This window comes from Streptomyces sp. NPDC002044 (assembly GCF_040296725.1).
In the GTDB taxonomy this organism is placed as follows: Bacteria; Actinomycetota; Actinomycetes; order Streptomycetales; family Streptomycetaceae; genus Streptomyces; species Streptomyces antarcticus.
The window spans coordinates 1427-27405 of sequence record NZ_JBEOXU010000019.1 but is presented as its reverse complement, the minus strand read 5'-3'; the positions used below and the strand labels follow the sequence as shown (position 1 = coordinate 27405).

Genomic DNA, 25979 nt, shown 5'->3' with positions numbered 1-25979 from the left:
TAGGATGACGCCATGTCCCTGCCGCACGCCATCCTCACCGCCCTGCTCGAGAAGCCCTCGTCGGGGCTGGAGCTGACCCGGCGCTTCGACAGGTCGATCGGGTACTTCTGGTCGGCGACGCACCAGCAGATCTACCGCGAGCTGGGCCGGCTGGAGGAGTCCGGGCTGATCCGGGAGCTGCCCAGCGAGGTGCCCGTACGGGGGAAGAAGAAGGAATACGAGGTGCTGCCCGCCGGCGGCGCGGAGCTGGCGCGGTGGGTCCGCGAGAGCCAGGACCCGAAGCCGGTGCGCGACCCCCTGCTGCTGCGGATCCGCGCGGCGGGGGTCGTCGGGCCGCAGGGGCTCGGCCCCGAACTGCGGCGCCATCTGGAGCTGCACCGGCGGCAGTTGGAGCAGTACGGGGCCATCGAGGAGAAGGACTTCCCGCCGGGGCGGGACGCGGTGCAGGACCGGCTGCGCCGGCTCGTCCTGCACGGCGGGATCGCCCTGGAGACGTTCTGGCTGACCTGGCTGGAGGAGGCGCTGGCCGAGGTCGGGGACATGGAGGGCTCCCCCGGCCCCGGGAACTGACGACGCCCCGGCCCCGGCAGGCGGGGCGGGGGCGCGCGGCGGGCTACTTGTTCAGGGAGGCCCAGAACTCGTCGAAGCTCAGCAGGCCGTCGCGGTTCGCGTCCTTGGAGGCGAGCACGGCGTCGGCGACCGCGCCGGTGACGTACGCGTCGCCCATCGCCCTCATGGCGGCGCTGTACTCGTCGGCCGTGACGAATCCGTCACCGTTCACGTCGAACTTGTCGAACGTCGCCCGTGCGCTCTCGATGTCGGCCACTGGGTCCACCCCTTCTTCGTGCTTGTTGACCGGCTCAGGGTAGCCGCCCCTCGCAGGCGCCTTCGCCGGGGGTCCCGTTCGAGCGGCAGAAAGATATCCAAATTACTCTTCCGTCATACGGAAGTGAGAATTCCAGCCAAGAAATCCGGCCCGCTCTTGTCACGCTCCGGGATCACGGCATAACGTACTGACATTGCCGCCACACCGGGAGCGCAGGGCTCCCAGGGACAAGCGGCAACAAGGGCGATCACACAGGTGACGATCACAGCTGACGCATCATTCGAAGTTCTGCCCTTCACCCGCACCTGCCGCCATATCTGGGAAGACGGCGACCATGTGCTCATCGGAGTGAGTCCGGGAAACAGCTACTTCAGCTCCGAGCGCATCACCCATCTCGCCCAGTGGGCCACGGCCCGCTTCGCACAGGTCGACTTCGTCTACGCAGACCTGCACGTCGACCGCATGTTCGCCGCCTTCGGCTATACGAGGGACCATGCGGAGAAGCGCGCCGCGAAGGAAATCAAGGCGGTCCGGCGACGGATTCTCAAGGGCGTGGAGGAATCAGGACCTCCGCAAGTCGAAATCCGTGTGCGGGCACTTTCCGAGTTCCAGTCGAACCCCGTGTACCAACTCCTGCACCGGCGCGTCCTGCATTTCCTGGAGACCGACGACGAATTCCGCAAGGGCTGCGAGAAGATGGCCCTTCACTTCATCGGCTCCAAGTTGCCGGAAGGTGAATCGATCACGGACGCACAGTTGCAGGTCTGTTTCGATTACATGGCCGCCGAGCTGCCGTTCTTCGTGGACACCCCGAGCATTCTCGACGTGCCGTCCTCGGTGGCGGCCTACCACGTCAAGATGCCGCTGACCGACGTCCTCTTCGCCCGCGGCGGGGGCCTGCGCGCGACCCGCAACCAGGCGTACGCCGTCGTACGCCCCGAGGCCGCGGCCGTCGCGGGCCCGGCGCCGCAGCACACCGCGCCCCCGCACACCGCGGCGCGGAACACCGCACCGCAGCACACCGCACCGACCGAGAGGACCACCGATGAGCGTCGAGCAGCTTGAGGGCCAGGAGAGCCGGGAGCACGAGCCGCTCCTCGACTTCCCGCTCTCACGGCGCGGTGACGTGCTCCCCGAGGAGTGCGCGTGGCTGCGCGAGAAGGCTCCCGTCGCCAGGGTCCGCACCCTCACCGGGGACCCGGCCTGGCTGGTGAGCAGCTACGCGCTGGCCAAGCAGGTGCTGGAGGACGAGAGGTTCAGCCTCAAGGACACGGCCAACGCCGGCGTCCCGCGCCAGTACGCGCTGACGATCCCGCCCGAGGTCGTCAACAACATGGGCAACATCAACAGCGCGGGCCTGCGCAACGCCGTGATGAAGGCGCTCAACCCGCGCCAGAAGGGGCTCCAGGAACGGCTGCGCGCCACGGCCGGCGAGCTGGTCGACCAGTTGCTGGCCGAGGGCGGCCCGGCCGACCTCCGAGCGGGGTTCGCCGACCCCTTCTCGGCGGCGCTGCACGCCATGGTGCTCGGGGTGCCCTTCGAGGACTGGCGCCGGCTGATGTCGGGGCTGGACGTCGCGTTCATGACCGCGCGCGAACCGTTCGCCGACTCGGCGCTCAACTGGTACAAGGACGTCGGCTACTTCGCCGGACAGCTGAAGGTCCAGCTCGCGCTGCCGGCCGAGGAGCGTACGGGGCTCCTCGGCCGGTTCGCCGATCTGAAGGAGGCGGACCCGGAGTCGGCCCACCTGACCGACGAGATGTTCGCGACCGTCGCCGTCTCGCTCTTCGGGGCGGGCGCGGTCTCCACCTCCGCCTTCCTGGTGCTCGCGGTCCTCGCGCTGCTCCAGCGGCCCGAGCTGATCGGGTACCTGCGCGCGCACCCCGAGCGGCTGGGCGGGGCCGTGGACGAACTGCTGCGCTGGAACCTGTCGGTCGGTGACGGCCTGCCGCGCCTGGCGACGGCCGACGTACAGGTCGGCGACGTCCTGGTGAAGGAGGGCGAGCTGGTGCTCGTCCTGCTGGAGGGCGCCAACTTCGATCCGGCGGCCTTCGAGAACCCGGACGTGCTGGACCTGGAGCGCGAGAGCGCGAACCCCCACCTCGCCTTCGGCGCGGGCCGGCACTTCTGCCCGGCCTCCGCGCTGGGCCGGGCGCACGCCGAGATCGCGCTGGAGGTGCTGGTCGAGCGGCTGCCCGGGCTGCGCCTCGCGGTGCCGGCGGAGAACCTCGTCTGGCGTACGGGCTTCATCAAGCGGCTGCCCGAGCGACTGCCGGTCGCCTGGTAGCAAAGCGCCGCCCGTCGGCGGACGGGCGGACGGACGGCGGTGTCCCGGGAGCTGTGCGAGCCCCCGGGGCGCCGCCGCGCCCGCACGTGGGGGCCGGGGTGGCCGGCTCAGCGGAAGATGCCGGTGTGGCCGAGCGAGTAGCGGCCGGGCTGCGGGTACACGGCGAGCCCGTGCGGGCCGCCGCCGACCGGGATGCGGGCGAGCTGCCTGCCGGTCACGGTGTCGATCGCGTACACCTCGGAGTCGTAGCGGCCCGACAGCCACAGCACCTTGCCGTCGGCGGAGACGCCGCCCATGTCGGGGCTGCCTCCGTCGGGGAGCTCCCACTTCTTGGTCAGCTTGTTCTGCGGGAAGTCGAACACCGAGATGGTCCCCTCGCCGCGGTTGGGGATGTACATCTCCTTGGAGTCACGGCTGATGTACAGGCCGTGGCAGCCCTTTCCGGTGGGCAGCAGCTTCGGCGTCTCGAACGTGTCCCCGCTGAGCACCCAGACGCCGTGCGCCATCATGTCCGCGACGTAGAAGGTCTTTCCGTCCGGCGAGACCTTGACGTCCTGCGGCATCGCGCCCTCGAAGGGCAGTTTCTGCTGGGCGATGACCTCCATCTTCTCCGTGTCGACCTTGAGGAGTTCGCCGGAGAACTCGCAACTCACGATGAAGTAGCGGCCGTCCGCGGAGAAGTCCGCGTGATTGACGCCGAAACAGGTCACGGGGACGGTTTTCACGCGGTCCATCGTGTGCGGATCGCGGAAGACCAGCTCTTTGTCCATCGAGGCCATGACGATCGCGTACTTGCCGTTCGGCGTGAAGTAGAGGTTGTACGGATCGTGCACCTCGACCGGCTTTCCGGCCTCGCCCGTGGCGGGGTTGATCGGGGTGAGCGTGTGGCCCCGGTTGTTGTTGACCCAGAGGGTCTTCATGTCCCAGGACGGGACCACGTGCTGCGGCTGGACACCGACCGGAATGGTGTCGATGACCTGGTACGTCGCCGGGTCGATGACGGACACCGTGTTGGAGTTGGTGTTCGGCACGTAGACGCGGGACGGGAAGTCCTTGACCACCGGGGAGAGCTTGCCCGGCCGGTCCGCCGCGTAGACGTCGTTCGGGTCGAGGACCGGGGGCATGCCGGGCAGGCCCGGCGGGGCGGCCGGGACGGCTTTGGCGGGTTTGGCCGGGCCCTTGGAGCCGAGGGCCTCGGCGGGCCCCTTCTCGGCGGACCCGCAGCCGGCGAGGGCGGCGAGAACCAGACCGGCCAGCAGCACGGTGGCCTTCCGGGGAAGGCGGATGGTGGTCATGGGGTCAGCAGCTCCGTGGTGGTCACCGCGCGCAGCGTGCGGCGCGCGAGTTCTTCGAGGAGGGGCGGCATCGCGGCGACCGTGTCCGCGTAGCCGAAGTGCAGGCTCACCACCGATCCGCCGTGGATCGTCCCGGTGACGTTGCGGATGACGGCCGCGGCGCCGGGTGAGGTGAAGTCGAGGGAGTCCACGTCGTACGACAGGACGTGGGGGTAGCCGGCCCGCTGGGCCAGCTTCTGGACGAGCGGGGTGGCGTACTGGGTCTGGGAGGGACGGAACCAGGTGCCGATCGAGCCGGTGAGCCGCTTGAGGCGCTGGGCGCAGCCGGTGATCTCGGCGTACGCCTCCGCCTCGGCCATGTCGTTGATCGCGAGGTGGCGCTGGGTGTGGTTGCCGAGTTCGTGGCCTCCGTCCAGGATCCGGCGGGCCATGTCCGGGTGGGCGTCGAGCCAGCCGCCGATCGCCAGTACGGTGACCCGCGCGCCGGCGCGTTCCGCCTCGGCCAGCACCGCCCGGCCGGTGGCCGGGTCCCCGTTCCCGTGGAAGGTGAGGGCGACCCGGGGGCGGTCGCGGGGGCCGTGGCCGATCTCGACGGGCGAGCCCGCGAACCGGCGCGGGGCGGCGGCGGCGCCGGCCGGGCGGGCGGGCTTGGCGGGCCCCGGGGGCGGGGGCTGGACGGCGGGCGCGGCGGCGGGGCGGTCCGGTCCGCAGGCGGTGGCGAGTCCGGCCACCGCGGCTCCGACCGCCCCGAGACCGGCCGCGCGCAGGGCCGCGCGGCGGCCCGGATGTGAGATCACTTGCCCATTTAAGGGGTGCATGACCCGTAAGGTAATGATTGACCCAATTCGAGACGTTCACCCGACCGGGTACACACGGGACCCTGTCCGCTATTCGATCAACGATTCACCCAGAGCGGTCGATGCTTATTCACACATTACGAGGTGAGTGGCCCACCTCACCTAAGATTTAGCTAGAAAGTCTTACTATTTGCACACTTATGTCCGAGTAGGGACTTTTGGCGTTTGGGCCCTCGTCTGCCATAGTCGGAATCACGGCTTCCCGTTGACCCGAGCGAAGTCTCGACGCCGAGGATCACACCCCCTTCGATCCTCGGCGCACCCATGAAGCCCCCCACGCCCACCATGGCGAGCCGGGGGCTTCGGGCGTTCTAGCGGTCGGCCACCCGCATCTCGAACCAGGTGATCTTCCCGCGGGGCAGCAGGTCCGCGCCCCAGCGGTCGGCGAGCTTGTCGACGAGGAACAGCCCGCGGCCGGTGATGTCCAGCTCGTGCACCGGCATCAGGCAGGGCAGCCCGCGCGAGGGGTCGCGCACCTCCACCCGGATCCAGCCGCGCCGGCGCACCATGCGTAAGCCGAAGGAGCGCGCCCCGGTGTGCCGGACCGCGTTGCCGACGAGTTCCGAGACCAGCAGGACGGCGTGCTCGGCGATCTGCGGCGAGAGTCCCCACATGCGGATCACCACGCACTGGGTCAGCCGTCGGGCCGCGCCCGCGGATTGCGGCATGGACGGCAGCGTCACTTCCGCCTCGGCCGGATTCCCGTGCGACTCCAGTGCCCTGAGGCCCTGTTCGTCCTCGAGCGCCGCCGTGAGCCGCACGGCCGAAGCGCTGCCGCGCTGCCGCGGCTGTTCCACACCCTCCAGGCCCGCCATGCCCCCATGATGGACGGCCGGCCTCCCCCTCCGGGCCGTTCCACAGGAATACACCCCCCGGAATAGTGGATTCCGAAGGGGCGTCCTGTCATATGCAGTTGGCAAGCGGAGTCCTCTGGAACCCCCTCTGAACTGTGATGACGCATCACACAGGAGTGATCACAGGGAGTGGATCACTCATTCCCCTTAAGGCTGCCTTAAGTCCTGGCTAATCCACTCACAAGGAGGACCGGACGGATTCGCTCAGACGAACTTCGCCTTGCCCGGGCCCTCTTCGACGAAGCTGCGCATGCCGCGCTCGCGGTCCTCGGTGGCGAACAGGCCCGCGAACCAGGTGCGTTCGATGGTCAGGCCGGTGTCGATGTCGGCCTCCAGACCCGCGTCCACGCACTCCTTGGCGGCGCGCAGCGCGAGGGCCGGGCCCCGCGCCAGCCTGGCCGCCCAGGCGTGCGCCTGCTCGTACACCTCGGCGGCGGGGACGACCCGGTCGACCAGACCCAGGGAGAGCGCCTCGTCCGCCTTGACCATCCGGCCGGTGAAGATCAGGTCCTTGGCCTTCGACGGGCCGACGAGCCGGGACAGCCGCTGGGTGCCGCCGGCGCCGGGGATCAGGCCGAGCAGGATCTCGGGCTGGCCGAGCTTGGCGTTGTCGGCGGCGATCCGGTAGTCGGCGCAGAGCGCCAGCTCGCAACCGCCGCCCAGCGCGTAGCCGGTGACGGCCGCGACGACCGGCTTGGGGATCCGGGCCACCGCGGTGAAGGCGTCCTGGAGCCCCCGGGACCGGGCGACCATCGCCGCGTGGTCCATCGTCTGCATCTCCTTGATGTCCGCGCCCGCCGCGAACACCTTCTCGCCGCCGTAGAGGATGACCGCGCGGACGTCGGCGCGGTCGGTGGCCTCCAGCGCGAGTTCGCGCAGCCGGTCCTGGGTGGCGATGTCCAGGGCGTTCATGGGCGGCCGGTCCAGGCGGAGGGTGCCGACGCCTTCGGAGACTTCGAGAGAGAGGGTCATACGGGCCAGGTTAGCGGCGGTTAACGGGAAGCGGCCCGGTGCTGTGGGTCACAGCACCGGGCCGCCCGGGACTACCTGGAGCGCGCGGCGCGCGCCGCTCGGGCTCCTACTTGATCCACTCCGCCCAGTCCATGTTCCAGCCGTTGAGGCCGTTGTCCGAGGCGATCTTCTTGTCCTTGGAGTTCTTCACGACGACCACGTCGCCGATCAGCGACTCGTTGAAGAACCAGGCGGCGGGCTGGTTGCCGTCTCCGGCGCCGCGGACGTCCTTCAGTCCGATGCAGCCGTGGCTGACGTTCTCCGAGCCGAAGGTGCCGGACGAGGCCCAGTAGTTGCCGTGGACGAAGGTGCCCGAGTTCGACAACCGCATCGCGTGCGGGACGTCGGAGATGTCGTACTCGCCGCCGAAGCCGACGGTGGCGCCGTTCATCCGGGTCACCTTGTACTTCTCGCTGATGACCATCTGACCGTTGTACGTGGTGGTCGAGGGCGCGCCCGCGGTGATCGGGACGTTCTTGAGGACCTGCCCGTCGCGGACGACCTCCATGGTGTGCGCGCTCGCGTCGACCGTGGAGACCTGCGAGCGGCCGACCTTGAAGGTGACCGTACGGGTCTGCTTGCCGTAGACGCCCGGCCGGCCTTCGACTCCGTCGAGGGCGAGCTTCACCGTGACCGTCGTGCCCGCGGCCCAGTACTTCTCGGGGCGGAAGTCGAGGCGGTCGTTGCCGAACCAGTGGCCCTCGATCGGCACGGACGGCTCGGCCGTCACGGTGACGGCCTTCTCGACGGCCTCGGGGTTGGTGATCCCGCGGGAGAAGTTGATCGACACCGGCATGCCCACGCCGACGGTCGAGCCGTCCTCGGGCGTGTACTGGCCGATGAAGGTGTTCGCCGGGGTCAGGGTGGTGAAGGTGGTGTCCTTGGCGGACTCGCGGCCCGCCTCGTCCTTGGCCACCGCGTGCACCTTGTACTCGGTCGCGGAGGCCAGGTGGCGGCTCGGCTCCCAGCTCGCGCCGTCCGCGCCGACCGTGCCGTCCACCGCGTTGCCCTTGGTGTCGGCGACCGTCACCGTGGCGAGCTTGCCGCCCGCGCTGGTTATCTTCAGGACGCCGCTGGTGGCGACTTCCTTGGCCCCGTCGTCCGGCTTGACCGTCACCACGGCCTTGGACGCCTCGGTCCCCGTCTTCGCTCCGCCAGCGCTGTTGTCGTCACCGCTCCCGCCGGCGCCGCCGGTGCCCCCGCTGCACGCGGTGGTGAACAGCAGGGCCGCCCCCAGCAGAAGGGCCGGCAGGCCGGTGCGGGCGCGGCCGCGTATCGGCTGCAGGTTCACTCGTGTTCTCCCCATGTCCCCCGCGCACGGGCAGTCGCGCGCTTGTCGACAGGTAATCACACGGGGCAATCACGAAAAGCCACGGTCTTGTCACCGTTCCGTCCCAAGTGCCGGAAGGACCCGGCTTGGTACGGGACGGCAACGGGCGGGCCGCGGCGGTCAGTCGTCGGTGCCCGGCTTGGTGCCCCAGACGTAGACCGCGTCGCCCTCGCCGAGCAGGTCCCACAGGCGCTCCGCGTCGGGCACGGAGAGGTTGACGCAGCCGGCCGAACCGCCGTGGGCGTACAGGTCGCCGGGACGGCCGTGCAGCGCCTGGCCCCCGTCGAAGAACTGGGCGTAGGGCATGGGGGCGTCGTCGTAGAGCGTGGACGTGTGGTCGATGCTGCGCCAGTACACCTCGTGCCAGCCGGGACGGGTCTCCTGGTCGTCGCGGCCGGTGCGGATGGGCACGGGGGCGAAGACCACCCGCTCGCCCCGCTGCACCCACAGCAACTGGCGCGCCATGTCGACACACGTCACCCGGTGCGCGCGGACCGGGCAGTCGCCGGCGGCGTTGGGGGCCTTCCGGGCCGCGACGGCGGTCATCACGCGGTAGGTGGCCAGTGACGGGTAGCCGTCGGCGGGCCGTACGCCGTTGGCCCGCTGGAAGGTACGGACGGCCGCGCAGTCGGCCGGGGACTGCACCCCGTCGGCGGGCCGGCCCAGATGGGCCTCCAGCTCGCGCTGGTACGGGCCGGTCCCCGCGGTGCAGGGCTCCCGCGGGGCCGCGGCGGCCGGGGGTGCCAGGGCCGCGCAGGCCGTCAGGGCGAGCAGCGCGGCCGGGACCACGGCGGTCCGGCGGAGCCCCGGGGCCGCCGTGGGCGGGCGCGCCGGGGGGCGGCGGGATCCGGGAGCGGCCCCCGCCGGCCGTGGGGCCGTGGCCGCCGCGCTCCTCGCGCCTGACGGGTCGCCTGCGGTCATAGGGGCCTCCTCGGGCCCGCCGGCCGGGCCGCCGGGGCCCAGCCAACCCGACGGGGAGGGCAAGCGCCCTGCGGGTGCGCCGGCGGGGTGAGGTGCTCACTCCACCGGCGCACCCGGACGGGACTCCGGGTCAGGCGTGCGGGCCGTGGCCGTGCTCGCGGCCCTCGCCCCTGCCGTCCTTGCCGTCCTTGCCCTTGCCGTGCTCGTCGCGCTTGTTCTGGACCGTGACCACGAGCCGCCCGCCCGGGGTGCGCCCGTCCAGCACCAGCGGGCCGGTCACCCGGTCGCGGGGCAGGACGTAGCCCTCGGGCACGTCCGTCTCCAGCAGGTAGTACGAGCCCGCTTCCAGCCCGGTGAAGTCGCAGGCGCCGGTCCGGTCGGTGGCGCAGCCGGGCCTGGCCAGGCGGTCGGCGTTGATGCCCCGGGTCTGGAGGCCCCTGATGCCGTTGGTCTCCTTCCAGACCTCGAAGACCGCGCCGCGCAGCGGCCGCTTGGTCTTCGCGTCCTTCTTCAGGACCTGGACCGAGCCCTCGTACACCGGCGGCACCGGGGTCCGGGCGTTGGACACCGTCAGGGCCAGGCCGCCTGCCACGTCGTCCTGGTCCAGGGTGAACGCGGTGACCGGGTTCACCGGCAGGTCGTAGCCGGCGGGGACGGCCGTCTCCCGCCAGTAGTACGTCTCGCCGATCGGCAGCTCCACGGTGCAGGTGCCCCGGGCATCGGTCGTGCACGTGCCGGCGGCCAGCTGGAAGTCCGCGTCCGGGCCGGCCGTCTGCAGGCCGTCGCGGCCGTTCTCCTCACGCCACAGCTCGAAGCGGGCTCCGGCCAGCGGGAGTCCGGTCTCCCGGTCGGTCTTGCGGAGCACGACGCTCGCGCCGGGTACGGGGATCCGCTGGTTGTCGGCGGTGACCCGGACGCCGGCCGCGGCGTTCTGCTCGGTCAGGGTGAGCTGGTGGACCGGGTCGGCGGGCAGCGCGTAGCCGTCGGGGGCGGCGGTCTCGCGCCAGTAGTAGGTGCCGGGTTCGGCCCGCTGTTCGCAGACGCCGTTGCGCGGGGTGGTGCACTCGGTGACCTCGGTGTCCGGGGTCGGGCCGGTGGTCTGCAGGCCCTCGGTGCCGTTGGACTCCTTCCACAGCTCGAAGACGGCGCCCGCCAGCGGCGTACCCGTCTCGTCGCGCTTGAGGACGGAGACCAGGCCCGTGGTCACGGGCGGCTGCCCGCAGGTGGGGAGGTCGCCGGTGAAGGGGTAGGCGTGGAACTCCTGGCCTCCGCCGCCGCCGGGCTCGCTGGTGTGCGTGACCGAGCCGGTGGTGAAGAACCGGCCGTTGATCCCGGGCAGCCGGACGTTGGTCTGCGACGTCTGCTCACCCATCAGGAAACTGCCCTGGAACTGGCCGGTGCCGTTCAGGTCGACCGTCGTGGCGTCCGGGAAGTTCCACAGCAGCCGCTCGCGGTAGGCGTTGAGCGGGTCGTCGTCGGTGATGCCCCCGCTGTAGGTGTTGATCGTCCGGTTGGTGCCGAGGACGTTGACCAGGATCGTCGCGCCCGCCGGGATCTGCTCGAAGGTGATCCCCTGCTGGCTGCCCCGGTTGCCGACCAGGTCGGCGTCGACGTTGAAGACCTGGAGCGCGGAGGTGCCGTCGCCGCGGAAGACCGTCGCGAAACCGCTGTTGGTGGCGGTGCCGGTCGCCGTGCGGGGCTGGCCGTCGACGCGGGCGTAGCACTCGCTGGCGGCGCTGAGCTGGTCGCGCAGGGCGGTGTACGGGGCGACGGCGGCGGGGTCCGGGCGCAGGGTGCCGGTCACGGTTCCCGTGACGGTCCCGGCGTGGCGGACCACTCCACCGTCGGCGATCAGCCGCTCGCCGGCGGCGACGGTGATGTTCCCGCCGGTGGTGAGGAAGTCCGCCCCGTCCGGCGGCGGCACCAGCGATCCGGCGCCCACGATGCCGACGTTGTAGCGGCTGTCCGCGCCCGTCGTCTTGTCCTGGTCGAAAGCGCCGAGGACGACGAGGCGGCCCTCGGCCTCCGAGGCCCGCTCGCGGACGCGGAAGTCGCCGCCGACGAAGATGTTGATGCCGTTGTCCCGGCCGACGGGGATGCCGTTGCTGCCGATGGGCGGGAACGGGTTCGGGCAGGGAGCCGGGGGCGCCGGCACGCACGGCCCGAGCCCGCCCGGCAGCAGCGCCCGCGGGGCGGCCGCCGGCCTGTCTGCGCCGGGGCCCGCCGCGAGAGCGGTGGGCGCCCCGGCCGCCAGTACGGCGCCGATCGCCACCCCGAGGGTCCAGTTCCTAGCTGACATGACGCTCCGTCCCTTACCTGCCACCTGGGCTGATGTGCCCTGACAGGCTGGAGGGGGGCGGTCGGCGGGGGCCGGGAGACACTCGTCCGCTACGGCATTCTGATCACACGAATCACCCGTATGGGGCACCGTGTGGGCCGCCGTACGGAGCCGGAGCCCGGACCGGGGGCCTGACCGGGGCCCTGACCGGGGGCCCTGGCTGCGGCGTCGCGCGCGGTGCCCGGGCTCAGACGCGGGCGGAGCCGGCCACCCAGTCCGCCCAGGACATGTTCCAGCCGCCCAGCCCGTTGTTCGCGGCGACGACCTTGTCCTGCGAGTTCACGACCTCGACGACGTCTCCGACCAGCGTCCGGTCGAAGAACCAGCCCGCCGGGGTGTCCGAGCCGCCGCCCTTGTCGTCGCGCAGGCCCACGCAGCCGTGGCTCATGTTGCTGCTGCCGAACGTGTCGGGGCTGAGCCAGTAGTTCCCGTGCAGGAAGGTCCCCGAGGAGGTGAGCCGCATGGCGTGCGGGACGTCGGGGATGTCGTACTCGCCGCCGAAGCCGACGGTCTGGCCGTTCATCCGGGTGACGTCGAACATCTCCATCACCACCATCTTCCCGTTGTAGGTGGTGGTCTTGGGCGCCCCGGCGCTGATCGGCACCTTGGACAGCAGCTGCCCCTCGCGCCGGACCTCCATCGTGTGGGCGGCCGCGTCGACGGTGGAGACCTGCGAACGGCCGACGGTGAAGGTGATCGTCTTGTCCTGGATGCCGTACGAACCGGGCGCCCCCTCGACGTCGCGCAGGTTCACCTTGACGGTGACCTCGGTGCCGGGCTTCCAGTACGCCTTGGGCCGGAAGTCGAGGCGCTCGTCGCCGAACCAGTGTCCGACGACCTCCACGGCCGGGACGGAGGTGACGGTGATGGCCCGCTCGACCTCCGTGCGCCGCTCGATCGAGCGGTTGAAGTTGAAGGAGACGATCATCCCGGTGCCGACGGTGGAGCGGTGCTCGGGCTTGAAGTAGCCGATGAACCGCTCCTCGGGGACGTAGGTGGTGAAGGTGGTGTGCCGGGCCTGGCGGCGGTTGTGCCCGTCGAGGGCGACGGCGTCCACGGTGTACTTGGCCGCGAGCGCGAGCCGGCCGGCCGCCGGGTCGGGGCTCCAGCTGAGCCCGTCGGCCGCGATGGCGCCGGGGACCCGCTCCTCCTGGGCGTCCTCGACCTTGGTGACCACGACCCGCTCCAGTCTCCCCTCGGGCACGGTGACGTTGAGTCTCCCGTCCGCCTGGACCCCCTTGGCGTTGTCCTCCGGGGTGACCCGGATGGCCTCCTCCGGCGGTCGCGGTTTCCCCGGCAGCCCGATCTCGACCGGCGACCTGCCGTCCTGGGTGCATCCGGCCAGGCCGCCCAGGAGGGCCGCCCATGCCGCCACGGCGGCCAAGCCCGCCCCTGCCCGCCTCGTCAGAAGTGTCACGTTCCCTCCAACGACAGGGCCCCTCCGGGGGAAACGTGAGCGCGGGCCACGTTCCGGGCAGAACTGTTCGGGCAGAACAGTGGGAAGGACCAGACGGGGGCGGGCCCGGGCCGGGACGCCAGGGCCCTGCCGTCCTCCCCTGCCGGTACCCAGGAGCCGTGGAGGCGGGCAGTGTCGAGCGCAGCCGAGCAAGAGGCGGTGGAAGCCGTCAGGAATGCCGGGGATGTCACGGGCACGGCGGGGAGCGGCCGGACCGCGCCCGCACCGCCGGCCGACGGCCATCCCGGCGCGGGGCAGCTGGTCGGGCAACCGAACGGCCGTCCCGCCGGACCGCCGAACGGGCAGAGCGCCGGGCAGAGCGCCGGGCAGCCGAACGGCCAGGTGAACGGGCAGGCCCGGGTCCAGCCGCCCCGGGCGTCCGCACGCCCCGGGCCACCGGTGTGGCCCGGGTCCTCCCATCCCCTGGGAGCCCGTTTCCACTACGGCCCGGGCGGGACGGCGGGCACCAACTTCGCCGTGTGGGCGCAGGGCGCGGAGGCGGTGGAGGTGTGCCTGTTCGACGAGGGCGGGGCCGAGACCCGCTGTCCGCTGGCCGAGCTGACGCACGAGATCTGGCACGGTTTCGTGCCGGGCGTGCGCCCCGGCCAGCGGTACGGGTTGCGGGTGCACGGCCGGTGGGACCCCTGGACGGGGGCCCGGCACAATCCGGCGAAGCTGCTCCTGGACCCGTACGCGCGGGCGGTGGACGGCGACTTCACCCTTCCCCCGGAGGTGTACGGGCACGTACGCGACTGGCCGCAGCAGTACATCGCGGACACCGTCCGCGACGACCGGGACTCGGCGCCGTTCGTCCCCAAGGGCGTGGTCGTCCACGATGACGACGACTGGGCGGACGACGTCCGGCCCAAGACCCCCTGGGCCGATTCGGTGATCTACGAGCTGCACGTGCGCGGCTTCACGATGCGCCATCCGGGCATTCCCCGGGAACTGCGCGGCACCTACGCGGGGCTGGCCCACCCGGCGGCGATCGAGCACCTCACGGGGCTGGGCGTGACGGCCGTGGAGCTGCTGCCGGTGCACCAGTTCGCGCACGAGGACCACCTGCTGCGCCGGGGCCTGCGCAACTACTGGGGCTACAACTCGGTCGGCTACTTCGCCCCGCACGCCGGGTACTCGTCCAGCGGGACGACCGGGCAGCAGGTCGGGGAGTTCAAGCGGATGGTCCGGGCCCTGCACGCGGCCGGGATCGAGGTGATCCTCGACGTGGTCTACAACCACACGGCGGAGGCGGGCGAACTCGGCCCGACGCTGTCGCTGCGCGGCATCGACAATCGGGGCTACTACCGGCTCCAGTCCGACCAGCGCCGGTACTCCGACTACACCGGCTGCGGCAACACCCTGCACGCCGGGCGGCCGCACGTGCTGCGCCTGATCACGGACTCGCTGCGCTACTGGGTGACGGAGATGGGGGTGGACGGCTTCCGCTTCGACCTGGCGGCGGCACTGGCCCGCTCCATGCACGACGTGGACATGTTGTCCCCGTTCCTCGCGGTGATCGCCCAGGACCCGGTGCTGCGGCGGGTGAAACTGATCGCCGAACCGTGGGACGTGGGATCGGGCGGCTACCAGGTGGGGGCGTTCCCGCCGCTGTGGACCGAGTGGAACGACCGCTACCGGGACGCCGTACGGGACTTCTGGCGGGGCGCGCTGCCCGACGTGCGGGACCTGGGCTACCGGCTGTCGGGGTCGAGCGACCTGTACGCGTGGGGCGGGCGGCGGCCGTACGCCTCCGTGAACTTCGTGACCGCGCACGACGGCTTCACCCTGCGCGACCTGGTGACGTACGAACGCAAGCACAACGAGGCGAACGGCGAGGAGGGCCGGGACGGAACCAACGACAACCGGTCCTGGAACTGCGGGGCCGAGGGCGAGAGCGACGACGCGCGGATCGGGACGCTGCGCCGGCGGCAGCTGCGCAACCTCCTCACGAGCCTGCTGCTGTCCACCGGGGTGCCGATGCTGGTCGCGGGCGACGAGTTCGGCCGCACCCAGGGCGGCAACAACAACGCGTACTGCCAGGACAACGAGACGGGCTGGGTGGACTGGTCGCTGCTCGCGGAGCCCTCGTGGCAGCAGCTGCTGGCCCTGACGCGGCGGCTGATCGCGCTGCGGCACACCCATCCGGTGCTGCGCCGGCGGGCGTTCTTCTCCGGGCGGCCGCAGGGCGCGGACGGGCTGCGCGATCTGGCCTGGTTCACCCCGGCGGGGGCGGAGATGACGGAGCGGGACTGGTACGCGCCGGCCGGCGCGCTCGGCATGTACCTCTCGGGGCGGGACATCCCGGGCCGCGACGAGCGGGGCCGGCAGGTGACGGACGACAGCTTCCTGACGCTGCTGCACGCCGGGGACCGGCCGGCCCGGTGGGTCCTGCCGGGGGCGCCGTGGGCGGAGCGGTACGAACTCGTCCTGGACACCTCGTGCGAGGACCAGGCGGCCGCGCCGGGCACCAGCCACCTGGGCGGGGAGACCCTGACGGTGCCGGCCCGCTCGGTCCTGCTGTTCCGCGTGACGGCCTGAGGAGAGCGGGGCCGGCGGGGCCTGGCGGGCGGGGCCTGGCCCGCCGTTCAGCGGGTTTCGACGTGGAGCGGCACCCGCCCGGCCGCCGCCCTGGCGGTGGCCGCCGGCCCGGCCGTACCGCTGCTTCCGGACGTGCGGGAGCATCCGGAGCGGGCGGCGCCGTCCGCCCTGCGATGATGTGGCCGTCGTACACGCGTGCACTGAACACGCGTGCCATAGAGAAGGTCAGGGGTGCGCATGGCGAGTGTCGGTACCGCGCTGCGGGAGCTGCGCGGGGCACAGAAGTCGGCTAAGGGCGTGTCGCTGTACTCCAGGTTCGTCAACCGGCCCCTGGGCCGCTACCTGGCGGCCGGTTCGTACGCGCTCGGGCTCACCCCGAACCAGGTGACGCTGGTCAGCGCGGCCCTCAGCTTCGCCGGGGCGGCCGCGGTCGCGCTGGCGGCGCCCTCGTGGGGGCTGGGGATCGCCGTGTGGGCGCTGCTCGCCGTCGGGTTCGCCTTCGACTCGGCGGACGGGCAGCTGGCGCGGCTGCGCGGAGGCGGCAGCGCCTCGGGCGAGTGGCTCGACCACGTCGTGGACTGCGCCAAGCTCACCGCGCTGCACACCTGCGTGCTGATCGCCTTCTACCGTTTCCCCGGGGAGTACGGCACGGGTTCCGACGCCTGGCTGCTGGTGCCGCTGGGCTTCCAGTTCGCCGCCGTCGTCACCTTCTTCGGCGGGCTGCTGACCGAGAAGCTGAAGCCGAAGGCCGCCCCGGGCAGCCCCGCCGCCGCACCGTCGACGGTGCGCGCGGTGGCCCTGCTGCCCGTGGACTACGGGGTCTTCTGCCTGGTCTTCCTGCTGCTCGGCGGCGGGGGGCTGTTCCGCTGGGCGTACGCGGGACTCGGCGCGGTGGCCGCCCTGTTCCTGCTCGCGTTCCTCGCCAAGTGGTACCGGGAGCTCAGCGCCGTTCCGCGGTGACGTTCGCCGGGCCCCCGAGGGGCTCGGCGAGCGCGTCCAGTGCCCGGCGCAGCTGGGTGCTGGACGTGTGGACGGTGTACGGGAAGTAGACGACGTCGACGCCGTGGACGGCGAAGTCCTTCTCCAGGCGGTCGCCCTTGGGCGTGCCCCGCCAGTCGTCGCCCTTGAAGATGACGTCGAAGCGGACCTGCTTCCAGGTCTCCACCTTGTCCGGGACGGTCTCGACGAAGGCCGCGTCGACGTACTTCACACTGCGGACGATCTCCAGCCGCTCGACGAGCGGGATCATCGGGCGGCGGCCCTTGGCCCGTTCCGCCATCTCGTCGGAGACCACTCCGGCCACGAGGTAGTCGCACCGGCTCCGGGCGTGCCGAAGGATGTTGAGATGCCCTATATGGAAGAGATCGTACGCACCCGGCGCGTAGCCGACTCGATACGGTCTGCGCGCCGGCGCACCCACGTCGGACATGTCCCGCTCCGTCATCTGTTACCCCCCAGAGGCCACACCCCCCGGTGTGGCGGATTAGCAGACAATAGCGTGCACGTTCCCCACCATGCCGGTGAACGAATAGGGTGACGTGCGCATCATCCAGGGGAAGAGGGGACGCTCAGTGTCCAGATCCGGTCACCGGCGCCTGCTGCTGGTTTCCACGAATTACGCTCCGGAGCACGCGGGGATCGGGCCGTACGCGACCCAGATCGCCGAGCACTGGGCGGATCTCGGCCACGAGACGCACGTCCTGGCGGGCATGCCGCACTACCCGGCGTGGTCGCTGGAGCCGGAGTACAAGGGGGCGCTACGGCGCACGGAACAGCGCGCGGGGGTTCAGGTGCACCGGCGTGCGCACACCGTGCCGGCGCGCCAGACCGCCGTGAAGCGGGCCCTGTTCGAAGGATCGATTCTGCTGCACGGCGCCGTGGCCCCGCCCCGGATGCCCAGGCCGGACGCGGTCCTCGCCCAGATGCCCAGCCTGGCCGGCGGGGTCCTCGCGGCCCGGCTCGCGGCGAAGTGGAGGGTCCCGTACGTCCCGGTGGTCCAGGACCTGATGGGAGCCGCCGCCGCGCAGAGCGGGATCAGCGGCGGCGACAAGGCGGCCGCCATCGCGGGCCGCGCCGAGGCGTACGCGCTGAAGCGGGCCACCCTGGTCGGCGTCATCCACGAGACCTTCGTGGACCGGGTCGTCGGCATGGGCGTGGACCCGGCGAAGATACGCCTGGTGCCCAACTGGTCCCACGTGGCGGTGCCCACCAAGCCGCGCGGCGAGACCCGTCACCACCTGGGCTGGGCCCCGGGCCAGACGGTCGTGCTGCACTCCGGGAACATGGGCCTCAAGCAGGGGCTCGAAGTCCTCGTCGGCGCCGCCCGGCTGGACCCCGGCGTCCGCTTTGTCCTGATGGGTGACGGCAGTCAGCGCTCGGCCCTGGCCACCCTCGCGGCCGATGTGCCGAACCTTGACATCATCCCCCCTGCCGCTGACGGCGAGTTCCCGGATATCCTCGCCGCGGCGGACGTGCTCGCGGTCACGCAGCACGCCGCCGTCATGGACATGAGCGTGCCGTCGAAACTCACGTCCTACTTCCAGGCCGGCCGGCCGGTCGTCGCCTCCGTGGCGGCGCTGGGCGGAACCGCCCAGGAGGTGGAACGCTCGGGCGCGGGGGTCCTCGTACCGCCGGAGGACCCCGACGCCCTGCTGAAGGCCGTACGGGCCCTCGCCGAGGACCCGGAGGGCGCGGACGCGCTGGGCGCGGCCGGACCGCGCCACGTGGCGGCCCACCTGAGCCGCGAAGCGGGCCTGGCCCGGATCGACGCACTGATAGACGAAGCACTTGGGGGTCCCCGGCCGTGATCGAGACGAACCGCCCAGCAGCGGCCCCGGCGGAGGACGAGCCCGACCTCCTCAGGGACCAGTTCAGGCAGCTCCTGCGCTACCGCCGGCTCATCGGCGCGGGCATCGCGGTCGGCCTGCTGGGCGGCGTCTACCTCGGCATCTCCACGGCGGACACCTACGTGGCCACCGCCGACGTCGTCCTGCGCGCGCCGACCGACGACCCGTTCAACCCGAGCCTCGCCCCCGACAAGGCGATCAACATCGGCTCCGAGCGGCAGGTCGCGCTCAGTTCCTCCATAGCCAACGAGGCCGCGAAGAAGCTCGGCGTGTCCGCCAAGGACTTCAGCGCCCTGCGCGGCGGCCTCCAGGTGACCAACCCGCCGCAGACCATGGTGCTGCGCTTCACCTACACCGCGTCCTCCCCCAGGGAGGCCGCCAAGCGGGCCAACGCGATGACGGACGCGTACCTCCTCAAGCGACAGGAGTCCCTGGACGCGACCCGCGACAAGATGGTCAAGGGCTACCAGGAGCAGCGCGACCCGGTCGCCAAGCAGCTCGACGAGCTGTCCAAGGACATCGCCCGGATGCCGGCCGGCGCCCCGCGCGACACCGCCACGTCCACCAAGACGGACCTGCAGAGCGAGGTCGGCGGCTACAACGGCAAGATCACCAAGCTCCAGGCGCTGGACATGACCCCGGGCCGGGTCACCAGCGCGGCGACCGCGCCCACGTCGACCGACGGCCCCGGCATCGTCATGTCGCTCGCGCTCGGCGCGGCCGTCGGCCTCGCGCTCGGTCTCCTCGCCGCCTGGGTCCGGCTCGTCTTCGACCCGGCGCCCCGCTCCGAGGGCGACGTGGCCCGCGCGCTGCGCGCGCCCGTCCTCGGCTACCTGCCGCGGGACAAGACCGGCGGCGGCCCGCTGCTCGCCGCCGGCGAGGCCGATCCGCGGCTCGCCGAGGAGTACCGCTCGGTGGCCTTCCGGCTCGCCTATGACGCCCGGTTCGCCGACCGGCGCCGGCTGCTCGTCGTCGCCCCGCGCGGCAGCAGCGAGACCGCCGCCGCGGTGGCCGTGAACCTGGCCGCCTCCTTCGCGGAGACCGGCAAGGACGTCCTGCTCATCGAGGCGGACCTGCGCACCCCCGTCCTCGCCAGCCAGTTGCCGACCGACGCCGGCGGCAGGCCCCGCTGGAGCCAGACCCCGGGCAATACCCCCGCCGGCGGGCGTCACGGCGACTCCGAGTGGCCCGACGGGCGCCAGCTCGTCGTGGACGCCGGCGAGTCCGGCTCCTTCGACCTGATCCCCGGCGAGCGGGCGCGCAACGTACCCCGCGCGCTGACCTCGGCCCGCGCCACCCGGCTGATCTCCGAGGCCGACTCCCCCAACTCCACCGTGGTCGTGCTCGCGCCGCCCGTGCTCTCGTACGCCGACGCCCTGGCCCTGGTCGACCGCGTCGACGGCGTGCTGGTGGTCTGCGACCCGCGCGCCGTGCACCGCACGGACCTGTCCCGCATCCGCGAGCTGATCAGCGGCGCCGGCGGCACCGTCCTCGGCGCCGTGCTGCACGCGCCGCTGCCCGGCGAGAAGCGCGGCCGCAAGGGCAAGGACGGCGGCTCCCCCGCCGCCCCGGAGGCGCCGGACGCGGCCGCGAAGCCGCGGCCGCCGCAGCCCCAGCCGATCCCGTACGAGGTCGCCGAGGCCGAGCAGCACATCCCGGGCGACGGCACCGACACGGTCGCCCTGCGCACCGTCCGCACGGGCCGGCGGTGAGCCGGCGCGCTCTCGCGGCGGTCGCGTCGGTCCTGGACCAGGCAGCCTCCAGCGCCACCAACATCCTGGTGCTGGTGCTGGCCGCCCGGCTGTCCTCGGCGTCCGGGTTCGCCGACTTCTCGATGGTGTACGTGGCCTTCAGCGTGCTCCTCGGGCTGAACATGGCCTACGTCGGCCAGAGCGTCGTCCTGGAGAAGGGCGAGCGTCTCGGCGCCGTGTGCCGGTCGGCCGTCGCCTTCACCGGGGCCTCCTCGGCCGCCGCCGGCGCCGTGGTCGCGCTCGTGGGGCTGGCGCTGCCCGGCCCGGCCGGGCGGGCTTTCCTCGCGCTGGGCCTGGTCCTGCCGCTCGTGCTGCTCCAGGACGGCCTGCGGTACTGCTTCTCCGCGCTGCGCGTGCCCGGACGGGCGCTGGCCGCCGACGCGCTGCGCCTCGCGTGCGTCCTCGCGGCGCTGGCCGTGCAGCCCCAGGGGGCCTCGGCGGGGCGGCTGGTGCTGGTGTGGGGGCTGTCCGCGCTGCCGGCGCTGGCGCTCGGGCTGTGGCTGCTGCGGCCGTACGTCCGGGGCGTGCGCGCCGACCTGCGGCCGTACCTGCGCCGCGGTCACCTCGGGCAGCGGTTCGTGGTCGAGTTCGCGGTGGGCAACGGCTCCAGCCAGCTCGCCGTGCTCGGCCTCGGCGTCTTCGCGACCCCGCTCGCCGTCGGCGCGCTGCGCGGCGCCACCACCCTCTTCGGGCCGCTGAACGTGCTGTTCAACTCGGCGAACGCCTTCGGACCGCCCATCGTCGGCCGGGCCCGCGGCAAGCGGGGCGTCGTCCGCCTGACCGCGCTCATGGGCGGCACGCTCGCGCTGCTCGGCGCCGGATGGGGGGCCGTCCTGTACGCGCTCCCCGACCGGGCCGGGCGCCGGCTGCTCGGCGACACCTGGGAGGCGGCGGCCGCGCTGCTGCCGGCCACGGGTGCCCAGTACGCCGTCATGGGGCTCGGCACCTGCGCGCTGCTGACCCTGCGGGTCCTCAACCCGAGGGCCACGCTGTCCCTCCAGGTCGTCTTCTCGCTGCTCTCGGTGGGCCTGCTCGTGGGCGGGTACGTCCTGTGGGGCGTGGCCGGGGCCGCCTGGGGGCTGGCGCTGGGCTCCGCCGCGAAGGCGGGCGCGGGCTGGCTCCGGGTGGCCCGGCTGAAGGTACCGGCGCCGGCCGCCGAGCCCGACCGGTCGGTGCCGGCGGCCTGATCCGCCGGCTTCAGCGCAGGGTGGTGCCCTTGTCCGCGCGGTACGTGGCCACCAGCGCGAGGCACATCGCCGCTATCGCGACCCGGCCCGAAGCCTGGAGCAGCGGTCCGCGCAGCAGGATGAAGGAGTAGCCCGCGACCAGCGGCACCACCACCGAGATCAGCGCGCCGGGCGGGGCCCGGCGGGTGGCGCGCTTGGCGTAGCGGCGGTCGACGCGGGCGGCGGCGTACCCCATGCCGAGGAGTCCGCCGACCATGCCGAGCGGGCCGAAGTCGAGCCACAGCTCGGCCCAGATCGGCGAGGAGAGGTTGGTGTTGACCGTGCCCATCCACTGGCCGACCAGGACGCCCGTGTCGCGCGCCTTGCCGGGCCAGACCGAGCGGGGCACCGCGAACAGGACCGACCCGGCGAGCTGGCGGCCGTAGGCGTGGCCGGGGCCCGATTCCGCGTAGGTGATGGTGTTCGCGAACATGCCGATCTGGTCGTAGTCCTTGAGCGCCATCGGCTCCAGGAACGACGTGGTCTCGACCGGCTTGTAGTTCTTCTCGTCGTAGCGGAAGCGGTCCGCGAACGGGAAGACGAGCAGGGCGATCACCACGGCCATCGACAGCGCCACCCGGTACATCGCGGCGCTCACCGGGAAGACGGTGAACAGCAGCGCGAACATGACGGTGAGGAACCAGTAGCGCGGGTTCGAGATCGGGTTGTTGACCACCAGGTTCAGGGCGGCCAGCGCCGCCCAGGTGACGATGATGGAGACCTTGCGCCGGGCGAACTTCGAGGTGATCACCCAGCGCGTGTAGAGCAGCAGGGCGAGCAGTGCCGGGACGGTGCCGAAGCCGCGCAGCAGGGCCTGGCCGGCCTGGCCGTCGCCGTTGGAGACGCCCGCCTCCTCGATGCCCGCGATGATCTCCTGGCGGCTGGAGAAGAACACCGCCGGGCCGCCCAGCTTCATGACGAACGCCGCGCTGCACACGAACGACAGGGCCGCGAGGAGCTGCAGGCGCCGCCGGTGGGCCATCACCGGCCGTTCCTCCTTGCGGGGGCCGCCCGCGCGGACGGTCGGCCGGTGGCGGGCGAGCAGGACGCCGACGTCGAAGGCGAGGCAGCCGAGCAGGACCAGGCCGATGGCGAGGGTCAGGTCGGAGCGCGGGCCGACGACGGGCGTCGGGACCCGGCCCAGGACGGCCTGGGCGAGGGGGGCCACGCCCATGGCCATGTAGACGAACAGCCAGAAGGAGCCCTGGAGCAGTTTGCGGCGGCTGGTGAGGACCATCGCGGAGAGCCGGGCGCCCGCGTACATGGTGAGGAGCAGTTGGAGCCAGAAGGCCGCGTCGCGCTGGCCGTCGCCGGTCTGGACGGCGACGAAGAGCGGCAGGAAGACGGTGAACCCGAGGGCGAGGGGGACGGAGAGCGCCCGGGAGAGCAGGGTGCGCGGGGTGGTGACCCGGCCCCACTTGGCCTCGTCCGGCGCGGGCGGCGCCGGGCGCGCCGCGGAGGGCTTGCGTATGTCCGTTGCCACTGCGCCCCCACCCGATGTGCCTGGTCCGGCCGCAGTCTAGTCTGAGCGGTCGGCGCCCGGGGAGGCGCCGCCGGGGGTGGACGAAGGGGACCTCAGTTGCGCGATCTTCCTGCCTTCACGCTGGCCGGATACGACAAGGGCCGCGGGCTGCTGACGCAGGCGCTCTGGTTCGCCGTGATGAACACGCTGTTCATGAGCTGGTTCTGTCCGGCGCGGCTGCGGGTGGCGCTGCTGCGGGCCTTCGGGGCGAAGATCGGCGACGGGGTGCTGATCCGGCACGGGGTGCGGATCCTGTGGCCGTGGAAGCTGACCGTCGGGGATCACGCCTGGATAGGCGAGGGCGCCTGGGTGCTGAACCTGGAGCCGGTGACGATCGGTTCGCACGCGTGCGTCTCCCAGGAGGCGATGCTGTGCACCGGCTCGCACGACCACCGGGCCGCCGACTTCCGCTACCGCAACGCCCCGATCACCGTCGGGGACGGCGCGTGGGTGGCGGTACGGGCGACCGTGCTGGCCGGGGTGACCCTGGGCCGTTGCGCGGTCGCGGGCGCCGGGTCCGTCGTGCACAAGGACCTGCCGGAGCTGACCCTGCAGACCCAGGACGGGCGTCGCCGCCCGGTGGAGGAGCCCAAGTGAGAGTCCTGCACGCCGTCACCCTGCACTCGCCGTCGCACGCCTTCGGCGGGCCGGTGCGGGTCGCGCTGAACCTGGCCAAGGGGCTGCGGGCCCGCGGCCACGAGGCGCGGCTGCTCGCGCTGGGCGAGGGGTTCGGGGACCCGTGGCCGACCGAGGTCGAGGGGGTCCCGGCCAGGCTGTTCCCGGCGCGGCGGCTGCTGCCGCTGGGCTTCAGCGGGATGACCTCGCCGGCCCTGCTGGCCTCGGCGGGCCGGCTGGTGCGCGACGCGGACGTGGTCCACGTCCACCTGGCGCGTGACCTGGTGACGCTGCCCGTGGCCCTGGCGGCGCTGCGGGCCGGGAAGCCGCTGGTGCTCCAGACCCACGGCATGGTGGACCCGAGCGGGAAGCTGCTGGCCAAGGTGCTGGACGCGCTGGCCGTAAGCCGGGTGCTGCGCGGGGCGGCCGCGGTGCTGTACCTGACCCCGCACGAGCGGGAGGGCCTCGACGCGGTCGTCGGCGCCCCGCTGGCGAACGCGGTGCGCCTGGTCAACGGCACTCCGGCGCAGGAGGAACGGCCCGCTCCCCAGGGCCCGCCGCGCGTTCTGTACTCGGCGCGGCTACAGGCCCGCAAGCGGCCGGTGGACTTCGTGGACGCGGTCCCGGCCGTCCTGGCGGCGCACCCGGACGCGGAGTTCGTCGTGGCGGGGCCCGACGAGGGCGAGCGGGCGGCCGTGCTGCGCCGGATCGCGGAGCTGGGGCTCGCGGACACGGTGCGGGTGCCGGGGGCGCTGAGCGGGCAGGAGGTGCTGCGCGAGCTGCGCCGGGCGCACGTCTACGTCCTGCCCTCCGTGGACGAGCCGTTCCCGATGTCGGTGCTGGAGGCCCTCGCCGTGGGCGTGCCCCCGGTGGTGACCCATTCCAACGGCCTGGCCCGCGACATCGCGGCGGCCGGTGCGGGACGGGCCGTGGACCCCGGTCCGCGGGGCGTGGCGGCGGCGGTCCTGTCGCTGCTGGACCCCGCCGCGAACCGGGCGGCATCGGCCGCCGCGCGGGAACTGGCCGCCGGGTCGTTCTCGATGGACTCCGTCCTGGACACGCTGCTGCCGGTGTACGAGGGAGCCGTACGCGGCTGACCGCGCGCGGGCCGGCCGGCTCCGGGAGGACCGGCCGCGCCGCGGGGCTCAGATGACGTCGCGGCGCTCCTGCACCACCGGCACCGCGCCCACGGTGCGACGCCGCTTCAGGACGCTGGAGTACACGGCGAGGCCGATGGCACCCACCGCCATCATGATCAGGCCGACCAGATCGAGGTCGACGCTCCGCATCTCCCAGTCCGTCGCGAAGGTGAGGATCGCCCCCACCACGATCAGACCGATGCAGCCGCCCAGGCCGGTCATAGGACTCGCCTCCGAATTCGGTGTCGTGTCTCGCTCTGGACCCGCGGGTACCCGCGATCCGTACACGAAAACGCCCCGGGCGCGCGACAGTTGGGCCGCGGCACGCACGAACGCCCCTCCCCCGCGCCCGGAAGGGCTGGGGAAGGGGCGTACGGGGAGCCGGGTCCGCGCGGCGGCGGGCCCCCGGCACCGGAGACGTCCTAGGCGGGCAGCCAGGCGTAGCAGCCCGTCGAGTTGAACTCGGCGGTGCCGGCCGGGACGGCCGCCGTGATCTTGTCGCCCGCCTTCGGCGGGGTCTCGGGGCCCGAGGCCAGGATCGACCCGTCCTTGCCCTTCGCCTCCCAGGTGCAGTTCGGGGCCTGCGTCAGCGCCCGGTACGTACCGGGGGCCGGCGAGGTCCGGGGGCCTTCGGGGAAGCCCTTCTCGGCCGCCGCGAGGATCGGCTTCTGTTCCGGGCACAGCAGGTTGATCGCGTCCTTCGCGCCCGCGATCTCCCCGGTGATGACGGCGCCGGTCGCCGCGTCCTTGTCCCGCTTCGCGGTGCGCTGCACCCGCTGGCAGGACTCCTGGCCGCTCTGCAGGACGGCCGCCGGGTCCATCTTCTCCGGCACCCGGCCACTCAGGTACTTCTTCTCCTGCGCGGTGAAACTGCCCGTCTTCGGGGTCAGCTTGCTGTCCGGGACGACCGGGCCGGACGGCTTGGCCTCGGGTGAGGGGTCCGTCGTCGCCGGGGTGTCCGCCGGGTCCGGAACCGCCGACGAGGCCGGCGGCTTCGCCTTGGCGGCCGCGGCGGATTCGGCCTTGTCGCCGCCCGAACTGCAGGCGGTCAGCGTGAGGGCGGCGGCCAGCAGAACAGCAGCCGCTGCGGAGCGTCGGTACATCGGATGGCTCCCGTACTTACTGGGTGGGACAGGCGTGCGGGGCCCGGCCGGGAAGAGGCCGGAC

23 protein-coding genes are annotated in these 25979 nt (G+C 72.6%); 10 read left to right on the top strand and 13 right to left on the bottom strand.

Features of this window, described 5'->3' with window-relative positions; genetic code table 11:
* The first annotated feature begins 12 nt into the window (after positions 1 to 12).
* On the top strand, positions 13 to 570 hold the full coding sequence (locus ABT106_RS07705; protein WP_351273778.1) for a PadR family transcriptional regulator: 558 nt from the start codon (positions 13 to 15) through the stop codon (positions 568 to 570).
* Between the two features lie 43 nt (positions 571 to 613).
* On the opposite strand, the gene ABT106_RS07700 is transcribed toward ABT106_RS07705, so the two are convergent.
* Positions 614 to 826 carry an EF-hand domain-containing protein gene (locus ABT106_RS07700; RefSeq protein ID WP_351273776.1) on the bottom strand — a complete coding sequence of 71 codons (213 nt, stop codon included), beginning with the start codon at positions 824 to 826 and terminating at the stop codon, positions 614 to 616.
* 255 nt (positions 827 to 1081) lie between these two features.
* Between ABT106_RS07700 and ABT106_RS07695 the strand changes: the two genes are divergently transcribed.
* Entirely contained in the window at positions 1082 to 1891 is an 810-nt protein-coding gene (locus tag ABT106_RS07695) for a tRNA-dependent cyclodipeptide synthase (protein WP_351273774.1), read from the top strand.
* Positions 1872 to 3113, top strand: coding sequence for a cytochrome P450 (locus tag ABT106_RS07690; protein WP_351273771.1), 1242 nt, complete (start codon positions 1872 to 1874; stop codon positions 3111 to 3113). Before ABT106_RS07695 ends, ABT106_RS07690 begins: the two co-directional genes overlap by 20 nt.
* A 107-nt stretch (positions 3114 to 3220) precedes the next feature.
* Here ABT106_RS07690 and ABT106_RS07685 read toward each other — a convergent pair whose 3' ends face one another.
* The 8 genes from ABT106_RS07685 to ABT106_RS07650 form a co-directional block, all read right to left on the bottom strand.
* Complete coding sequence (locus ABT106_RS07685) at positions 3221 to 4408, bottom strand: YncE family protein (protein WP_351273768.1); 1188 nt, start codon at positions 4406 to 4408, stop codon at positions 3221 to 3223.
* Complete coding sequence (locus ABT106_RS07680) at positions 4405 to 5202, bottom strand: polysaccharide deacetylase family protein (protein ID WP_502979258.1); 798 nt, start codon at positions 5200 to 5202, stop codon at positions 4405 to 4407. Before ABT106_RS07680 ends, ABT106_RS07685 begins: the two co-directional genes overlap by 4 nt.
* Before the next feature lie 374 nt (positions 5203 to 5576).
* A complete protein-coding gene (locus ABT106_RS07675; RefSeq protein ID WP_351273762.1) occupies positions 5577 to 6080 on the bottom strand; it encodes an ATP-binding protein in 504 nt (167 codons plus the stop codon).
* Positions 6081 to 6323: 243 nt separating this feature from the next.
* Positions 6324 to 7091: an enoyl-CoA hydratase/isomerase family protein gene (locus tag ABT106_RS07670; RefSeq protein WP_351273759.1), complete on the bottom strand. Its 768-nt coding sequence runs from the start codon at positions 7089 to 7091 to the stop codon at positions 6324 to 6326.
* Positions 7092 to 7197: 106 nt separating this feature from the next.
* Positions 7198 to 8436 carry a L,D-transpeptidase gene (locus ABT106_RS07665; RefSeq protein ID WP_502979255.1) on the bottom strand — a complete coding sequence of 413 codons (1239 nt, stop codon included), beginning with the start codon at positions 8434 to 8436 and terminating at the stop codon, positions 7198 to 7200.
* 144 nt (positions 8437 to 8580) lie between these two features.
* Positions 8581 to 9381 (bottom strand): L,D-transpeptidase family protein, encoded by an 801-nt coding sequence (locus tag ABT106_RS07660; RefSeq protein WP_351273756.1) that lies wholly within the window; start codon positions 9379 to 9381, stop codon positions 8581 to 8583.
* A gap of 130 nt (positions 9382 to 9511) precedes the next feature.
* Positions 9512 to 11680 carry a choice-of-anchor A family protein gene (locus ABT106_RS07655; RefSeq protein WP_351273753.1) on the bottom strand — a complete coding sequence of 723 codons (2169 nt, stop codon included), beginning with the start codon at positions 11678 to 11680 and terminating at the stop codon, positions 9512 to 9514.
* Between the two features lie 226 nt (positions 11681 to 11906).
* Positions 11907 to 13103: a L,D-transpeptidase gene (locus ABT106_RS07650; RefSeq protein ID WP_351273750.1), complete on the bottom strand. Its 1197-nt coding sequence runs from the start codon at positions 13101 to 13103 to the stop codon at positions 11907 to 11909.
* Positions 13104 to 13517: 414 nt separating this feature from the next.
* Here ABT106_RS07650 and glgX point away from each other — a divergent pair, with 414 nt between their 5' ends.
* Positions 13518 to 15713 (top strand): glycogen debranching protein GlgX, encoded by a 2196-nt coding sequence (gene glgX / locus ABT106_RS07645; protein ID WP_351273885.1) that lies wholly within the window; start codon positions 13518 to 13520, stop codon positions 15711 to 15713.
* 237 nt (positions 15714 to 15950) lie between these two features.
* The gene (locus ABT106_RS07640; protein WP_351273748.1) at positions 15951 to 16673 is read left to right on the top strand and encodes a CDP-alcohol phosphatidyltransferase family protein; all 723 of its coding nucleotides are present in this window, start codon (positions 15951 to 15953) and stop codon (positions 16671 to 16673) included.
* Here ABT106_RS07640 and ABT106_RS07635 read toward each other — a convergent pair.
* Positions 16654 to 17142, bottom strand: a complete 489-nt coding sequence (locus ABT106_RS07635) for an FAD synthase family protein (protein ID WP_351273745.1) — start codon at positions 17140 to 17142, stop codon at positions 16654 to 16656. The two genes, ABT106_RS07640 and ABT106_RS07635, sit on opposite strands and share 20 nt — an antisense overlap.
* 172 nt (positions 17143 to 17314) lie before the next feature.
* On the opposite strand from ABT106_RS07635, the gene ABT106_RS07630 reads away from it, so the two are divergent.
* The 3 genes from ABT106_RS07630 to ABT106_RS07620 are packed head-to-tail and all read left to right on the top strand — an operon-like array spanning position 17315 to position 21497.
* A complete protein-coding gene (locus tag ABT106_RS07630) occupies positions 17315 to 18520 on the top strand; it encodes a glycosyltransferase family 4 protein (protein WP_351273882.1) in 1206 nt (401 codons plus the stop codon).
* The gene (locus tag ABT106_RS07625) at positions 18517 to 20271 is read left to right on the top strand and encodes a lipopolysaccharide biosynthesis protein (RefSeq protein WP_351273743.1); all 1755 of its coding nucleotides are present in this window, start codon (positions 18517 to 18519) and stop codon (positions 20269 to 20271) included. The genes ABT106_RS07630 and ABT106_RS07625 overlap by 4 nt, the downstream gene beginning before the upstream one ends.
* Positions 20268 to 21497 carry an MATE family efflux transporter gene (locus tag ABT106_RS07620; RefSeq protein ID WP_351273741.1) on the top strand — a complete coding sequence of 410 codons (1230 nt, stop codon included), beginning with the start codon at positions 20268 to 20270 and terminating at the stop codon, positions 21495 to 21497. The genes ABT106_RS07625 and ABT106_RS07620 overlap by 4 nt, the downstream gene beginning before the upstream one ends.
* 10 nt (positions 21498 to 21507) lie before the next feature.
* Here ABT106_RS07620 and ABT106_RS07615 read toward each other — a convergent pair whose 3' ends face one another.
* Positions 21508 to 23019 carry a hypothetical protein gene (locus ABT106_RS07615; RefSeq protein WP_351273738.1) on the bottom strand — a complete coding sequence of 504 codons (1512 nt, stop codon included), beginning with the start codon at positions 23017 to 23019 and terminating at the stop codon, positions 21508 to 21510.
* Positions 23020 to 23115: 96 nt separating this feature from the next.
* Here ABT106_RS07615 and ABT106_RS07610 point away from each other — a divergent pair, with 96 nt between their 5' ends.
* Together ABT106_RS07610 and ABT106_RS07605 are read left to right on the top strand one after the other, a co-directional pair.
* Complete coding sequence (locus tag ABT106_RS07610) at positions 23116 to 23655, top strand: WcaF family extracellular polysaccharide biosynthesis acetyltransferase (RefSeq protein WP_351273736.1); 540 nt, start codon at positions 23116 to 23118, stop codon at positions 23653 to 23655.
* Positions 23652 to 24770: a glycosyltransferase gene (locus tag ABT106_RS07605; RefSeq protein ID WP_351273733.1), complete on the top strand. Its 1119-nt coding sequence runs from the start codon at positions 23652 to 23654 to the stop codon at positions 24768 to 24770. The genes ABT106_RS07610 and ABT106_RS07605 overlap by 4 nt, the downstream gene beginning before the upstream one ends.
* 48 nt (positions 24771 to 24818) lie before the next feature.
* Here the strand turns inward: ABT106_RS07605 and ABT106_RS07600 are convergent, their stop codons facing one another.
* Together ABT106_RS07600 and ABT106_RS07595 are read right to left on the bottom strand one after the other, a co-directional pair.
* A complete protein-coding gene (locus tag ABT106_RS07600) occupies positions 24819 to 25034 on the bottom strand; it encodes a DUF6458 family protein (RefSeq protein ID WP_267717753.1) in 216 nt (71 codons plus the stop codon).
* 200 nt (positions 25035 to 25234) lie between these two features.
* A complete protein-coding gene (locus ABT106_RS07595) occupies positions 25235 to 25915 on the bottom strand; it encodes a hypothetical protein (RefSeq protein ID WP_351273730.1) in 681 nt (226 codons plus the stop codon).
* Positions 25916 to 25979: the final 64 nt, after the last annotated feature.